Raw genomic sequence first — 15,017 nt, forward strand, 5'->3', positions numbered from 1 at the left:
CCCGGGAAACACGGGCGCGACGAAGGACGCGACCCTTCGCCTGTCGACCCCGTGGTCTGCCGACGTTGTTCGTCATCCCGGTCATCGGCGCGTTCATCGAGAATGTCCGGGGAATTGACGTGCTGAGATTACATTTCACCGCCGAGGCGCTGGCGCGCGTGCGAATGCGGGTCACGCTGGGGCCGATCGCGGAGAGCGTTTTCGCGCTCAACCTGTTCATGGGTGAGAACAACGTGGCGTTCAGGACCTGGCGTGCACAGGTCCGCGGCCGGCTGAGACACCGGGTGGACGCCGTCGAGCGGCTGGCGCCGTCGGGCAGGCCGCTGTCGGACCTGCTGTGGTTGCTGGACCAGGCGAGCGCCGAAGCGCCGCGCACGCAGGCGATCGCGCGGCTGTCGGAGTTCTGCCGCGCCGCCGTGCTGCCGTACTGGCGGCAGGCGTACAGCCGGATGGAACTGGAACGGGAGGCGCGGGGCCGGATCGTCATCACCAAGGGTGTGGAGCGGATGCTCAGCACCCTGCACCCGAAGGTCCGCTGGCGGTCGCCGGTACTGGAGATCCCCGACGAGCGGCACCTGGACGTGCACCTCGACGCGCGCGGCCTGCTGCTGAGCCCGTCCCTGTTCCTCGGCGACCACCCGTGCGTCCTCGTCGACGCGAACCAGCGCACCGCGCCGCCCACGCTCGTCTACGCGATCCCCCGCGCCACGACCGCGATTGCCATGCTCTGCGGCATGGCGCAACCCAACGACCACGCGCTGGCCGCCCTGGTCGGCCAGACCCGCGCGGCCGCACTCCGCGCACTGGCCGAGACCTGCACGACGAGCGAACTCGCCCGGCGGGTCAACATCTCGTCCGCCGGCGCCAGCCAGCACGCCACCGTGCTGCGCGAGGCCGGCCTCATCACCACTCGCCGCAACAGGAACACCGTGCTGCACACCCTCACCGCGCTCGGTGTGGCTCTGCTGCAGAGCGAGCGTGCCGACGTGGAGTCCCCGGCGACCGTGGTGTTCCGTCCTGACCGGCCGGGCTGACGGGCCGCATCCCGGCCGGTCCGGTGGCGTCGTCGAGCACCGCCGGCCGGGAGGCACGTCCGTGATCAGCCGGCGGGCCCGAGGTACAGCCAGGCGCCGCCGGAGTGGACGAAGGTCAGCGTGAGGGTGGTGCCCTCGGCCATCGCGGGGGTGCGGTACGGGACGTCCTTGGTGCCCGGCGCGGCGCCGTCGACCGCCGGGGCGAACACCGCACCCTCGAGGTGGTGGGCGAGTTCGTAGGCGTTCTCGCTGATCACGGCGCGCGCGTCGGCGAGGCGGGCGGCGTCCAGGCCGGCCGCGTGCTCCGCCACGCACGACAGGTGCCCGACGCACGCCAGCGACAGCAGCTTCGCACCGGACCCGGACCTGGCGGCCGCGGCGAAGGACTCGGCGGCCGCCTCGGGGGTGCCGAGGTCCTGGCCGCCGCCCGCCGTGGTGCCTGCGGGACTCGCGCGTTCCGCGTTCTCGCCGCCGCCCGCGTGGCCCGTGGTGAGGACCAGGGTCACCGCCACCGCGGCGACGACCACGACGGCACCGGCGAGCCACCACCACGCGGCGCGCCGGGTCGGGGCCTGCGGCTCCGCGGGTTCTGTCATCGTGTCCGGCTTTCTCTCGGCTGCCCTGCCGAACACGGGACGTCGGGCGTGGCCGATCGGTTCAGAACACTCGACCGGGTGTTCACAGTCGCTCGATGGGAGGTTGAGCCTCCGGCACGGATCCGATGCCCCTGCAGGCGGTTTCGCTCCATCGAGTGCGCCTGCGATCGCTCGATGAGGTGTCGAGGCATCACGCCGGGAGAGCGGCCGTGGGGAAGCGGTCGAGTCAGTGGAGTGTCAGCACACCGCCCGCGGGCGGCGCGGCGTTCGACAAGAACATCCGCCGTTCAGGGTTAACCCAATCTGCGACGTTTCCGAAATTTTGTCGAATCACCCGCAAGGGTGATGGCGCTGTGGATGCAACCGCCATCCGGGGATCTTTTTTGGATGCGGAGGGTAACAACCAGCATGACCATGGCGAGTACCACGTCGAGCGACTGGATATCTCGTTCGTCAATGTGTTTCTGGAGGATTGGGTGAGCCGCTACTACCCGACAGGCGGAGGCCGGCGAAAAAGTCGTCAGGGGCTGACGAAAAATCACAAGATCGCCTTCGCGTCCGTTGGAGTGGTCGCGCTGATCGGCGCCCTCATGGTGGTGCTAGGCGAGCCGGAAGTGCCGGAGACGCAGGACATCATCTGGATCGCGGAGAAGACGACGCGATCGCCGGGCATCCTGCCGCAGCCGCTGGAGGACCGAATCCATGAAGCGGCCGACGAAGGCGGCGCCACGCTGACCGCGTACGCCGTGGGTGGCCGGGCGCAGAAGATCGGCACGGTGGACCTGGACGTCACTCAGGACGGCGACCGGGTGGACGACGAAGCACGGCGTGCCGCGACGGTCGACCGGCGAGTGGCGACGCTGACCGGCCAACTGGCCGGAGCCTCGGCAGGCACCGACGGTTTCTCGCTGTACCAAGCACTTCGCGTCGGGGCGGACGAGGCCGCGAACAGCGGCGTGCCGGTGGAGGTGTGGTTGTCGACGACCGTGCTGTCAGCCTCGGTCGACCCGTTGAGCATCTCGACGATGACGGAGAACGAGGCCGACCCGAGTCAGGCGGTGGACGAACTGAAGAAAGGCTCACTCGGCAATCTGGATCTGAGCATGGTGAACCTGCACGTAATCCTCCTGAATCCCGTCGGCGCGAATCAGGAACCGCTGACACCGCGTTCGGAAACCTGGCGGACCACATTCATCAGGACGCTCGCCGAACAACTCGGTGCCGTGGTCACCGACCCCCTCCGCGAGAACGCGACCCGTGCGCCGTGGCCGAACGCGTCAGCGGTCCCGCCGATCGTGCCCATGCCGGAACCCACCCCGGTGACACCGCCACCACCTCCGGTGGACGACGAGCCGCCACCCCCGCCTCGCATCGACAACGCCGCGTTCGCACCGGACACCGCGACACTGCTCGACTCAGCCGCCGTGCACGTCGCGGTGAGCGCGGTCGTCGCGGCGTACAAGGCGGAGCCCGACCGGTACCGGGTGCGTGTCACCGGCTACTGCGCCAGGTTCGGCGGCCGCGACGGCGCGATCCGCCTGTCGACCGCGCGGGCTGACGCCATCGCCGCTCTGCTGCGCAAGGACGGCGTGGCGGGCGCGGCGATCACCACTCGGGGTGTCGGTTTCGACGAACGGGCCGACCCGTCCCAACCGCCCACGTCACCGGCCCAACGGGTCGTCGTCATCCAACTCGTCACCCGCTGAGAAGGCAGAACATGAAGATGTCGAAGACAACGATGCCCGAGTACCCAGGACTTCCCCAGGGCGCGTTCCACGCCGAGAACGTCCCGCGCCAGGCGCTCCCGGCGCTGGGGTCGGTCGACCCGGGCGTGTGGACCGCCGCGGTCACGACCTACGTGAACGTGGTCGACCCCCAGACCGACCAGACCTACCACGGCCAACCGATCGAGGAGGCGGCGAGCGGTACCGTCCCGCTCGCCGCGGCCAGTTGCCGAAGCCTGGCGGTGAAGTACTCGACCGACATCGACAAGCGGGTCACCGACCTGGAGGTCACGGCGGCCACCCGGCTGGCGACGGCCGTCGACCACATCGAACACGCCACCGGCCTGCTCGACGAACCGGTCACCGGTCCGGACGGCGAGACCATCAGCGGCCGTCGGTTGCAGGCCGTGCAACAGGTCGACGAGGAGCTGGCAAGGCAGCGGAGCGCCGAGGGCGACTCGCGCCACACCGAGGAGTCGTGGGCGAGCGGGTGGCGGATCCTCGCCGCGACTCTCCTCGGCGCGCTCGACATCCTGCTGCTGTGGAAGCCGCTGCTGAACCTGTCCTTCGAGAGCAGCTCCGGGAGCGTGTTCCGCTGGGCCATCGGTATCGGCCTGACCGGGCTGCAAGTACTGGCGATCGAGTGGTGCGCCCGCCTGTACGTGGCCGCCGAACGCGTGAGCGTCGACCGGCGCGGTGCGGTCGGCGACTACAACCGGCCGTTGAAGACGGGCCGGATCGTCTCGGACCGGCCGACCCCCACCCTGGAGGAAGTGGACGAGGCCGACCGCCGCATGGCCTTCGCGTACAAGGTCCTCGTCGGGCTCGCGTCGTTCATCGCCGCGATCGGCGGGGTCCGTGTCGCCGTGCTCGGCAAGCGAGCCGGCCTGTCGATCTTCGAGGCGGCGTTGTTCGGCGTCATCGTGGGACTCATCCTCGGCGTCCTGGTCGTGCTGATGGCACGGCTCTACTGCCGGGGCAACCTCCTCGGCGACCGGCTGCGCGCCGAACGCGAGGCGATGGCGGAGCTGAACGAGAAACTCCAGTTCGCCCGCGATGCGGTGGCGGACGAACGTGAGCAGGCGCTCGCCGCCCTCGCGGACGCCGACCTGCTGTCGGCGACCGCGGCACGCATCCGCACCCAGACGGTCGCCGACTACTGGCGCTCCATCCAGCTCGCGTGGACGTGGTTCGGCCTACCCCACAACCAACTCGACTTCGCCTCCTTCGAACGCGAGGCGCTCCCGGAACTCACCGACAGCGAGCCCATCCGCGCCGATCTGCGGATGAAGCTGGCTCGGGTCAACGAGTGGCTCGCCGACCGCCCTACCGTGTTCGACCACACGCCGGCGATGGCCCTCCCACACGCGGCCGGCGCCGCACCCGAGCCGGAGCCGTCCGCCGAGCCCACCAGGTTCACGCCCCTGATGCAACCGCGGGACGGTCAGCTGGTCATCGCCGGGCCCCGGCCCATCGACCTGCCACCCGTGCCGGAACCACCCCACACGTGGATGTTCGCCGGCGTCGGCTTCGCGGTCGTCGCGGTCATCGTGACGGCGGTCCTCAGCCCGAGCGCCGAAGCCGACCAGGGCACGGCGGCGCGCGCCACATCAGCGGTCATGAGCAACATACTGAGATAGAGAGACTATGGCCGAGTACGTCAGCGCGCTGCGGATCGAGCCGCGTACCGGGCAGCCGGCCATCGGGCGGACGCGGGGCGGTGCGCTGGGCCGACGTCGCCGCGGGCGAACTGGAGGAGGTCCGCAGCGCTGGTCCTGAGCCCGAAGACGGTTGAGTACCACCTGCGCAAGGTCTACACGAAGCTCGGCATCCGGTCCCGTGCCGCGCTGGCCGGGCAGCTCACCGTCCGCGAGCAGCCGGGGCATGTGTGCGGTCGGCTACGCTGCCGCGAGCCGTGCGGGTGAGGAAAGGTCGTCCATGGGGAAGCTGCGATCGCGGGCGGGGCGGGTGTTCCTCGGCCTGTTCCTGCTCGGTGCGGTGCTGGTGCTGGTGTTCACCATCCGGACGGCGAACGACCGCGCGTCGTGGCCGGCGGCCGAGGGCACCGTCACCGAGCGCACCGCCAGCGGGCGCAGCGTCTCGGTGGTCGTGTCCTACCCCGGCCCGGACGGCACCGAGGTGGCGACGGTGCCGGAGAACGGGTCCGCTCACCACGTCGGCGAGACGGTCCTCGTGCGGTACGAGGTCACCGACGGCCGCGTCACGGACGTCGCGCTCGACGACGCGAGCCAGGCCCACATCGTGGTGATCGTGCTCGCGAGCCTGGCCATCGTGGCCGGCCTGGTCGTCAACCTCGTGGCGTGGGGCCGCGCCCGCGACGACTGACGCGGTGTCACACCACGGACTTCAGCACGTCGATCTCGCAGCCCGGGGCTGCCGGGTCGAAGCCGTGCTCGACCAGCCAGCGGACGCCCAGCAGGCTGCGCAGCGACCACCAGGCGCGGATCACGTCGAGGTCGACGCCGGTGCCGTAGCCCGCGACGACGTCGCCGAGGTGCTCCTCGTGCCCGAGGGTGAGGGTGGCGAGGTCGAACAGGGCGTCGCCCCTGGCGGCTTCCGTCCAGTCGATGATGCCGGTGACCTCGTCGCCGTCGACGAACACGTGCGCCACCTGCAGGTCGCCGTGGACGAACACCGGTGTCCACGGCCGCAGCGCGGCGTCGGCGACCGCGCGGTTGCGGGTGACCAGCTCGGCGGGCAGGACGTCGTTCGCGACGAGCCACGCGCATTCCTCGTCGAGGCGCGCCGCGACGTCGGCGGGGCTCCTCCCGGGCCACGGCGGCAGCGGGGCGTCGTGCAGTGCGGGTACGGCGGCACCCGCCGCGGCCCAGGCCGCCGCCGACGCGGTCGACGGTTCGCCGAGGCGGCCGAGGGCCGACCCCGGGAGGGCGGCGAGCGCGAGCACGGGCGGCTCGCGCCACCGGACGTCCGGGGTCGGGACCGGCGCCAGGGCCATCGCCTCCACCTCGACGTCGGTACGTGCCTGGTCGGCGTCGATCTTCAGGAACACGTCGCCGACGCGCAGGGTCGCGCACTCGTGGTGGGCGACGACCACCTCGACCTCGTCCATGCCGGTCATTGTCGCGGGGGCGAGCACGGACGTCGCGACGTTTACCGGGCACGCACGCGGCGGGATGGGTACGACTCATCGCCGCGGCTCGCCCGCGGGCGAGGGGGTGCGCATCCCTGGCCCGGAACTGCGGTAACCGCGCTGTGGGAGCGCTCCAGATAACGGTGGTTGACGATTTCCTGTTGTTTTCGCTGCGGTTGTTTGCGATCACGTCGGATGCGTCCCGGCTGGCGAAAGTTTCGGTGGAACAGCGCTGTGTAGTGGTCTTGTTCCGCTCCGCCCACTGTGTTAGCGTTCACATCGTAGCATTTCTCCATTTCGCAGGAACCTGATCGGACGCGGCTCCGTGGTGGGCCGTGCTTCTGCCGTCAAAGACGATGGGGGTTTCTTCATGCGTGGCGTTCGAGAGCTTCTCGCGGCCGTGCTCACCGCGGTGGTGGCGGTCGGACTGGTCGTGGTCCCCGCCGGATCGCACCGGACGGTGGCGGTGGCGGCGCCGGGGAGCCCGGCCGTGACACCGCCGCTCGGGTGGAACAGCTGGAACAGCTTCGGGTGCGGCGTGACCGAGACGGCGGTCCGGCAGGCCGCCGACGCCATGGTCAGCTCCGGGATGCGGGACGCGGGCTACCAGTACGTGGTGGTGGACGACTGCTGGTTCGACCCGCAACGCGACGCGCAGGGCAACCTCCGGGCGCACCCCACGAAGTTCCCCAGCGGCATGAAGGCGCTCGGCGACTACATCCACTCGCGCGGGCTGAAGTTCGGGATCTACCAGGTGCCCACGGAACGGACCTGTGCCCAGCGCGTCGGCACCCATCCCGGCTCGACCGGCAGCATGGGGCACGAGGTGCAGGACGCGAACACGTTCGCCTCGTGGGGCGTGGACTACCTGAAGTACGACTGGTGCTCCCCGGACGGGACGCGGGACCAGCAGGTGGCCCGGTTCTCGCTGATGCGCGACGCGCTGCGCGCGACCGGCAGGCCCATCGTCTACAGCATCAACCCCAACAGCTTCCACGCCATCACCGGCGACAAGTACAACTGGGGCGCGGTCGCCGACCTGTGGCGGACCACGGAGGACCTCCTCGACATCTGGCAGAACGGCAACACCAACAGTTACCCGATGGGTGTCGGCAACGTCGTCGACGTCACCGCGCCGCTTGCCGCGCAGGCCGGGCCGGGCCACTGGAACGACCCCGACATGCTGGTGGTCGGGAGGCCGGGGCTCACGCTGACCGAGTCGCGGGCGCACTTCGCGCTGTGGGCGCTGATGGCGGCGCCGTTGATGGCGGGCAACGACATCCGCACCATGTCCGCCGACGTCAGCGCGGTCCTGCGCAACCCGCGCCTGATCGCGGTGAACCAGGACCGGCTCGGCGCGGGCGGGCGCCGGGTGCGCGACGACGGGAACGTCGAGGTGTTCGCCAAGTCGCTCGCCGACGGGTCGGTCGCGGTCGGACTGTTCAACCGGGGGAGCGCGACCGCCACCGTCAGCACGACGGCGGCGCAGGTCGGCCTGTCCGGCGCGTCGTTCACGCTGACCGACCTGTGGACCGGCGGCACCGCAACCACGTCCGGGCAGATCAGTGCGAGCGTGCCCGCGCACGGGGTGGCCGCGTACCGGGTGTCCGGTGGCACACCGCTCGCCGCGACGACGTCCCGGCTGCGCGGGGCGGGCTCGAACCGGTGCCTCGACGTGGACGGCGCGTCGACCGCCGCCGGGGCCACCGTGCTGATCTGGGACTGCCACACGGCCGCGAACCAGTCCTGGACCACGTGGGAGGGCGGGGAGATCCGCGTCTTCGGCGACAAGTGCCTCGACGCCTACAACCAGGGCACGGCCAACGGCACCCGCGTGATCATCTGGCCGTGCAACGGGCAGGCCAACCAGCGCTGGACGTTGGGCGCGGACGGCTCCATCCGCAACGCCAACGCCGGGCTCTGCCTCGACGTCAACCAGGCGGGCACCGCCAACGGCACCGCCACCATCCTCTGGACCTGCAACGGCCAGCCCAACCAGCGCTGGTCGCGCGCCTGATCGACGGCGCCGGGAACCACACACCCCTGTTCACCCTGCTGACGTCCCATTGACGACGAAACGAGGGCAGTCATGACCAAAAGATCACCAGTGCGCCTCCGTGCGGTGCTTTCGGCGGTGACGACCGCGTGCCTCGCGGCGACCGGTCTCGTCCTGACCGCGGGCACCGCGAGCGCCGCCGACACGCTCGGCGCCGCGGCGGCGCAGAGCGGCCGCTACTTCGGCGCCGCCGTCGCCCCCAACCTCCTCGGCGACGGCTCCTACTCCGGCACGCTCAGCCGTGAGTTCAACAGTGTCGTCCCCGAGAACGCGATGAAGTGGGACGCCACCGAACCCAACCGGAACCAGTTCAGCTACGGCAGCGCCGACCAGATCGTCAGCTACGCCCGCGCTCGCGGCATGAGCGTGCGCGGCCACACCCTGCTCTGGCACGCGCAGCAGCCGCCGTGGGCGCAGAACCTGTCCGGCAGCGACCTGCGGTCGGCGATGATCAACCACGTCACCCAGGTCGCCACCCACTTCCGCGGCCAGATCCACTCGTGGGACGTGGTGAACGAGGCGTTCGCCGACGGCTCCAGCGGCGCGCGGCGCGACTCGAACCTGCAGCGCACCGGCAACGACTGGATCGAGGCCGCCTTCCGCGCCGCCCGCGCCGCCGACCCCGGCGCGAAGCTCTGCTACAACGACTACAACACCGACGGCATCAACGCGAAGAGCACCGGCATCTACAACATGGTGGCGGACTTCAAGAACCGGGGCGTGCCGATCGACTGCGTCGGGTTCCAGAGCCACCTCAGCTCGTCGTCGAACCTCAGCAGCTACCAGGCCAACCTGCAGCGCTTCGCCGACCTCGGCGTGGACGTGCAGATCACCGAGCTGGACGTGGGTGGTTCCGGCTCCGGTCAGGCGAACGTGTACCGGCAGGTCACCCAGGCGTGCATGGCGATCGCGCGCTGCACCGGCATCACCGTCTGGGGCGTCACCGACCGCTACAGCTGGCGCGCCAGCGAAACGCCGTTGCTGTTCGACTCCAACTACCAGAAGAAGCAGGCCTACCAAGCGGTCCTCGACGTGCTCAACGGCGGCGGCACCGGCAACCCCGGCACGGGCACGCCCATCCGGGCGGTCGCCGCGAACCGGTGCCTCGACGTGCCCAACCAGACCACCGCGACCGGCACCCGGGTGCAGATCTGGGACTGCTGGTCCGGCGCGAACCAGCAGTGGACCTACACCTCGGCGCAGGAGCTGTCCGTCTACACGGGAGACTCGCGGCGCTGCCTCGACGCGTCGGGCGCCGGGACCGCCAACGGCACCGCGGTGATCATCTGGACCTGTCACGGCGGCACCAACCAGAAGTGGACCCGCAACAGCGACGGCACCATCAGGAACGTCCAGTCGGGACTGTGCCTCGACGTCGTCGGCGCCGCGACCGCCAACGGCACCCAGGTCCAGCTGTGGAGCTGCACCGGCGGCGCGAACCAGCGCTGGAGCAGCCAGTGACCACCGCACCCGGGGACGGAGCCGCCCGATGCCGGACCTGACGCGACGGCAGGCGATGCGGCTCGGCGCGGCCGGCGTGCTGGCGGGCGCCGGGTGGACGGCCGCCGTCCGCCCGGCCTCCGCCGCGCCTGCCGGCGTGCGGGCCGCCGGTGACCTCGCGCTGTGGTACGACGAGGCGGCCGGCGCCGACTGGCTGCGTGCGCTGCCGGTCGGCAACGGCCGCCTCGGCGCCATGGTGTTCGGCAACACCGACACCGAACGGCTGCAGCTCAACGAGGACACGGTGTGGGCGGGTGGCCCGCACGACTACACCAATCCGCGCGGGGCGGGCGCCATCGCGCAGATCCGGCAGCTGGTGTTCGCGAACCAGTGGAGCCAGGCGCAGAGCCTGATCGACCAGACGATGCTCGGCAGCCCCGCCGCGCAGCTGCCGTACCAGCCGGTCGGCGACCTCCGGCTCACCCTGCCCGGCAACACCGGCGTCTCCGGCTACGAGCGGTGGCTCGACCTCACCACCGCGACGTCGGTGGTCACCTACGTCGTGGGCGGGGTGCGGCACCGCCGCGAGGTGTTCGCCAGCGCGCCGGACCAGGTGATCGTCATGCGGCTGACCGCCGCGACGGCGGGCGCGATCTCGTTCTCGGCCGCGTTCACCAGCCCGCAGCGGGTCACGACGTTCAGTCCGGACGGTGCGACCATCGCGCTGGACGGCGTCTCCGGCGACGCGCGGGGCATCGCGGGATCGGTCCGGTTCCTCGCGCTGGCCAGGGTCGTCGCCGAGGGCGGCACCACCGGCAGCACGGGCGGCACGCTGCGGGTCTCCGGCGCGAACGCCGTGACACTGCTGGTGTCCATCGGCACCAGCTACGTCGACTACCGCACCGTCAACGGCGACTACCAGGGCCTCGCCAGGACACGGCTGGGCGCGGCACAGGCCGTTCCGTTCGACACCCTCCGGGCCCGGCACGTCGCCGACCACCAGGCGCTGTTCAACCGGGTGACGATCGACCTCGGCCGCACGGCCGCGGCCGACCAGCCGACCGACGTCCGGATCGCCCAGCACGGCTCGGTCAGCGACCCGCAGTTCTCCGCGTTGTTGTTCCAGTACGGCCGGTACCTGCTGATCTCCTCGTCCCGGCCGGGCACCCAGCCCGCGAACCTGCAGGGCATCTGGAACGACCAGATGAGCCCGCCGTGGGACGCGAAGTACACGATCAACGCCAACCTGCCGATGAACTACTGGCCCGCCGACACCACCAACCTCGGCGAGTGCCTGCAACCGGTGTTCCGCATGCTCGGCGAGCTGGCGGTCACCGGCGCCCGCACCGCCCAGGCCCAGTACGGCGCGTCCGGCTGGGTCACCCACCACAACACCGACGCGTGGCGGGGCACCTCGGTGGTCGACGGCGCGTTCTGGGGCATGTGGCAGACCGGCGGGGCGTGGCTCGCCTCGCTGGTCTGGGACCACTACCGGTTCACCGGCGACGTCGAGTTCCTGCGCGCCAACTACCCGGCGGTGAAGGGCGCCGCCCAGTTCTTCCTCGACACGCTGGTGACCGAACCGAGCCTGGGGACGCTGGTCACCAACCCGTCGAACTCGCCGGAGCTGGCGCACCACGCGGGGGTCAGCGTGTGTGCCGGCCCCACGATGGACATGCAGATCCTGCGCGACCTGTTCGACGGCGCCGCGAGCGCGAGCGAGGTGCTCGGCGTGGACGCGGGCTTCCGCACCCAGGTCCGGTCGGCGCGGCAGCGGCTCGCGCCGATGAAGGTCGGGTCGCGCGGCAACGTCCAGGAGTGGCTGTACGACTGGGTGGAGACCGAACCGAACCACCGGCACGTCTCGCACCTGTGGGGCCTGCACCCCGGCAACCAGATCACGCGGCGTGGCACGCCGGCGCTGTTCGACGCCGCCCGCCGCACCCTCGAGCTGCGCGGCGACGCGGGCACCGGCTGGTCACTCGCCTGGAAGATCAACTTCTGGGCGCGGCTGGAGGACGGCGCGCGGGCGCACAAGCTGGTGCGCGACCTCGTCACGATCGAGCGGCTCGCGCCCAACATGTTCGACCTGCACCCGCCGTTCCAGATCGACGGCAACTTCGGCGCCACGTCGGGCATCGCGGAGATGCTGCTGCACAGCCACAACGGCGAGCTGCACGTGCTGCCCGCGCTGCCGCCCGCGTGGCCGACGGGGAGCGTCACGGGCCTGCGCGGCCGGGGCGGGCACACCGTGGGCGCGACGTGGTCGGGTGGCCGGATCACGTCGCTGACCGTCACACCCGACCGGGCGGGCACCGTCCGGGTCCGCAGCCGCCTGTTCACCGGCACCTACGAACTGCGCGACACCACCGCCGGCGCCGTCGTCACGCCCGCGAAGCCCGAGAGCGACCTGGCCGAGTTCACCGTCCAGGCCGGGCACACCTACCGGGCGACCGGGAGCGAGTCCGGTTCGGTGGTGGAGCCGGGGGTGTACTACCGGCTGGTCGCCCAGCACAGCGGGAAGCTCGCCGACATCAGCGGGGTGTCCACCGCGGCCGGTGCGCTGCTGCACCAGTGGGCGGCCACCGGCGGCGCCAACCAGCAGTTCGACTTCGTCGACGCGGGCGGCGGCCACTACCGGGTGCGGGCACGGCACAGCGGCCTCGTGCTGCAGGTCGCGAGTGCCGGCAGCGGCGCGGACATCACCCAGCAGCCGGACACCGGCGCCACCAGCCAGCAGTGGCGGGTCGTCGACCAGGGGAGTGGCGTGGTCAGCCTCGTCAACCGGCTGAGCGGCCTGGCCATGGACGTGTGGTCGGCGGCGACGACCGACGGCGCCCGCATCTCCCAGTGGACCGTGACCGGCGCCGCCAACCAGAGGTTCCAGCTCCAACGCGTCTAGCAGAGGGAGTCATGCGATGCGAAAACACAGATCCCTGTTCGGGTCCGTCGCGGTCGCCGCACTTCTCGTCCTGGCCGCGCCCGTGGCACCGGCGGAGGTCGGCACGGCGGCCGCCTCCGCCGGGTGCGGGAAGCCGCCGGCACTCGCCAGCGGCAACCACACGATCCAGAGCAGCGGCCAGAACCGCACCTACATCCTGCGGCTGCCCGCCGACTACGACATGAACCGGCAGTACCGGCTGATCTTCGGGTTCCATTGGCGCGGCGGCACCGCGAACGACGTCGACTCCGGCGGCACGGACGGCTACAACTGGTCGTACTACGGGCTGCGGCGGCTCGCGGACAGCGCGGGCAACGGCACGATCTTCGTGGCGCCGCAGGGCATCGGCAACGGCTGGGCCAACTCCGGCGGCCAGGACGTGACGTTCGTCGACGACATGCTGCGGCAGTTGCAGGCGGGGCTGTGCGTCGACACCACGCAGATCTTCGCGGGCGGGTTCAGCTACGGCGGCGGCATGAGCTACGCGCTCGCCTGCGCCAGGGCGGGGGTGTTCCGCGCGGTGGCGGTGTACTCGGGTGCGCAGCTGAGCGGGTGCGCGGGCGGCACCCAGCCGATCGCGTACATGGGCATCCACGGCATTTCCGACAACGTGCTCGGGATCTCCCTGGGCCGGGGGTTGCGGGACACGTTCGTCCGCAACAACGGCTGCACCGCGCAGAACCCGCCCGAGCCCGCGCCCGGCAGCCGCAGCCACGTGGTCACCGCCTACTCGGGATGCCGGTCCGGGTACCCGGTGGTGTGGGCGGCGTTCGACGGCGGCCACACCCCAGGCCCGGTCGACGGCGGCGGTGACGGGTGGCGGACGTGGACATCGGGTGAGGTGTGGAAGTTCTTCACCCAGTTCCAGAGCACCGACCCGGACCCGGAGCCCGAGCCGGGCGCCTGCCGCGTCAGCGACACGGTCAACGCCTGGAACGGCGGCCTCACCTCGGAGATCACCATCACCAACACCGGCACCGCCGCGGTGAACGGCTGGTCGCTGGTCTTCACCCTCCCGGCGGGCCAGACCATCACGTCCGGCTGGAACGCGAGCTACGCGCCCGCCTCCGGACAGGTGACGGCCAGGAACGTGACCTACAACCCCGGCATCGCACCGGGCGCGTCGGTCAGCATCGGCTTCCAGGCCAGTCACACCGGCAACACCGGGGAACCGACGTCGTTCACCCTGAACGGCGCCGCGTGCACGATCGTCTGACACCGTCCGCCGGGGGTGCACCGGACGCCGGCTCGTCGTGACGAGCCGGCGTCCGGCGCGAGCGGCCATCTCGGCTGTGCTGACCGGGCATGGTGTGGCTGCCCGGTTTCGGCCGCGTCGCGCGCACGCCGAGTCCCCGGATGGTCCGGCGCGGCGGTGCTCGGGGTTTCGGTGGTCCGGTGGGTGGGTTGCGGTTGCCCCACTGGGGAACGCGCCGATGTCCTCGCGCGCGGCGGTGCCTGGGGTTTCGGTGGTCAGGTGGGCGGTGGGGTCTTGGCCGCCCGGGCCGGTGGTCGGCGCGTGTGCGCAAGCTGCGCGCCCGGTGTGGTGTGCCGGGTGCGGCGGTGCTCGGGGTCTCGGTGGTCAGGTGTGCGGTTGCCCCGACTGGGGAACGCGCCGATGTCCTCGTGCGCGTCGCGCGCAAGCCGCGTGCCCGGTGTGATGTGCCGGGGCGCGGCGGTGCTCGGGGACTCGTTGGTCAGGTGGGCGGTTGGGTCTTGTCTGCCCGTCTCGACTGGGCTGGCGGGCGGGTCGTGGCTTGCTCCGAGGCGGGGTTTCGGCGCGTCGTGCACAAGCCGCATCCCCGGCGGTGTGTCGGGTGCTCGGGGTCTCGGTGGTCAGGCGGGCGGTGGGGTCTTGGCCGCCCGCGCCGGTGGTCGGCGCGTGGTGCGCAAGCCGAGACCCCGGCGGTGTGTCGGATGCGGCAGTGCTCGGGTCTCGGTCAGGTGGGTGGCCGCGTCGTGGCTGCCGTCTCGAGCGGGTTGTGGTTGCCCCGCGCCGGCGGTTTCGCGCGTGTCGTGCGCAAGCCGAGTCCCCGGCGGTGTGTCGCGGCCATGCTTGGGGTATCGGCGGTCAGGTCGGTGGCTGCGCCTTGTCCGCCGTGCCTGCCGTCTCGACT

The 15,017-nt window shown here is 71.4% G+C and carries 10 protein-coding genes and 1 pseudogene; 9 read left to right on the forward strand and 2 right to left on the reverse strand.

Going from position 1 to position 15,017, the window contains the following annotated elements; genetic code table 11:
* The first annotated feature begins 65 nt into the window (after positions 1–65).
* On the forward strand, positions 66–1,034 hold the full coding sequence (locus ACYQ77_RS10415) for a winged helix-turn-helix domain-containing protein (RefSeq protein ID WP_459709840.1): 969 nt from the start codon (positions 66–68) through the stop codon (positions 1,032–1,034).
* Positions 1,035–1,099: 65 nt separating this feature from the next.
* Here the strand turns inward: ACYQ77_RS10415 and ACYQ77_RS10420 are convergent, their stop codons facing one another.
* Complete coding sequence (locus ACYQ77_RS10420) at positions 1,100–1,630, reverse strand: hypothetical protein (RefSeq protein WP_459709841.1); 531 nt, start codon at positions 1,628–1,630, stop codon at positions 1,100–1,102.
* 209 nt (positions 1,631–1,839) lie between these two features.
* Here ACYQ77_RS10420 and ACYQ77_RS10425 point away from each other — a divergent pair, with 209 nt between their 5' ends.
* From ACYQ77_RS10425 to ACYQ77_RS10440, 4 genes and pseudogenes are all read left to right on the forward strand, one after another.
* On the forward strand, positions 1,840–3,336 hold the full coding sequence (locus ACYQ77_RS10425; RefSeq protein ID WP_459709843.1) for an OmpA family protein: 1,497 nt from the start codon (positions 1,840–1,842) through the stop codon (positions 3,334–3,336).
* Positions 3,337–3,347: 11 nt separating this feature from the next.
* Positions 3,348–4,994, forward strand: a complete 1,647-nt coding sequence (locus tag ACYQ77_RS10430) for a hypothetical protein (RefSeq protein ID WP_459709845.1) — start codon at positions 3,348–3,350, stop codon at positions 4,992–4,994.
* Between the two features lie 120 nt (positions 4,995–5,114).
* Positions 5,115–5,279: pseudogene (locus ACYQ77_RS10435) on the forward strand (LuxR C-terminal-related transcriptional regulator); the annotation flags it as partial.
* A gap of 13 nt (positions 5,280–5,292) precedes the next feature.
* Positions 5,293–5,700 (forward strand): hypothetical protein, encoded by a 408-nt coding sequence (locus ACYQ77_RS10440; RefSeq protein ID WP_459709846.1) that lies wholly within the window; start codon positions 5,293–5,295, stop codon positions 5,698–5,700.
* Between the two features lie 7 nt (positions 5,701–5,707).
* Here ACYQ77_RS10440 and ACYQ77_RS10445 read toward each other — a convergent pair whose 3' ends face one another.
* Positions 5,708–6,445 (reverse strand): phosphotransferase, encoded by a 738-nt coding sequence (locus ACYQ77_RS10445; protein ID WP_459709848.1) that lies wholly within the window; start codon positions 6,443–6,445, stop codon positions 5,708–5,710.
* Positions 6,446–6,836: 391 nt separating this feature from the next.
* Between ACYQ77_RS10445 and ACYQ77_RS10450 the strand changes: the two genes are divergently transcribed.
* The 4 genes from ACYQ77_RS10450 to ACYQ77_RS10465 all read left to right on the forward strand — a co-directional run bounded on the left by ACYQ77_RS10450 (position 6,837) and on the right by ACYQ77_RS10465 (position 14,119).
* Positions 6,837–8,483, forward strand: a complete 1,647-nt coding sequence (locus ACYQ77_RS10450; protein WP_459709849.1) for a glycoside hydrolase family 27 protein — start codon at positions 6,837–6,839, stop codon at positions 8,481–8,483.
* Positions 8,484–8,600: 117 nt separating this feature from the next.
* Positions 8,601–9,983, forward strand: coding sequence for an endo-1,4-beta-xylanase (locus ACYQ77_RS10455; protein ID WP_459709851.1), 1,383 nt, complete (start codon positions 8,601–8,603; stop codon positions 9,981–9,983).
* 28 nt (positions 9,984–10,011) lie between these two features.
* Positions 10,012–12,864 (forward strand): glycosyl hydrolase family 95 catalytic domain-containing protein, encoded by a 2,853-nt coding sequence (locus tag ACYQ77_RS10460; protein WP_459709852.1) that lies wholly within the window; start codon positions 10,012–10,014, stop codon positions 12,862–12,864.
* Positions 12,865–12,880: 16 nt separating this feature from the next.
* A complete protein-coding gene (locus tag ACYQ77_RS10465; protein ID WP_459709854.1) occupies positions 12,881–14,119 on the forward strand; it encodes a CE1 family esterase in 1,239 nt (412 codons plus the stop codon).
* Positions 14,120–15,017 lie beyond the last annotated feature (898 nt).

This window comes from Actinophytocola sp. KF-1 (assembly GCF_054661535.1).

What these genes read in the sequence shown, in the direction of transcription:
- ACYQ77_RS10420 (WP_459709841.1), bottom strand. Translation starts at nt 1,630, where the DNA reads ATGACAGAACCCGCGGAGCCGCAGGCCCCGACCCGGCGCGCCGCGTGG.
- ACYQ77_RS10430 (WP_459709845.1), top strand. Translation starts at nt 3,348, where the DNA reads ATGAAGATGTCGAAGACAACGATGCCCGAGTACCCAGGACTTCCCCAG.
- ACYQ77_RS10440 (WP_459709846.1), top strand. Translation starts at nt 5,293, where the DNA reads ATGGGGAAGCTGCGATCGCGGGCGGGGCGGGTGTTCCTCGGCCTGTTC.
- ACYQ77_RS10445 (WP_459709848.1), bottom strand. Translation starts at nt 6,445, where the DNA reads ATGGACGAGGTCGAGGTGGTCGTCGCCCACCACGAGTGCGCGACCCTG.
- ACYQ77_RS10450 (WP_459709849.1), top strand. Translation starts at nt 6,837, where the DNA reads ATGCGTGGCGTTCGAGAGCTTCTCGCGGCCGTGCTCACCGCGGTGGTG.
- ACYQ77_RS10460 (WP_459709852.1), top strand. Translation starts at nt 10,012, where the DNA reads ATGCCGGACCTGACGCGACGGCAGGCGATGCGGCTCGGCGCGGCCGGC.
- ACYQ77_RS10465 (WP_459709854.1), top strand. Translation starts at nt 12,881, where the DNA reads ATGCGAAAACACAGATCCCTGTTCGGGTCCGTCGCGGTCGCCGCACTT.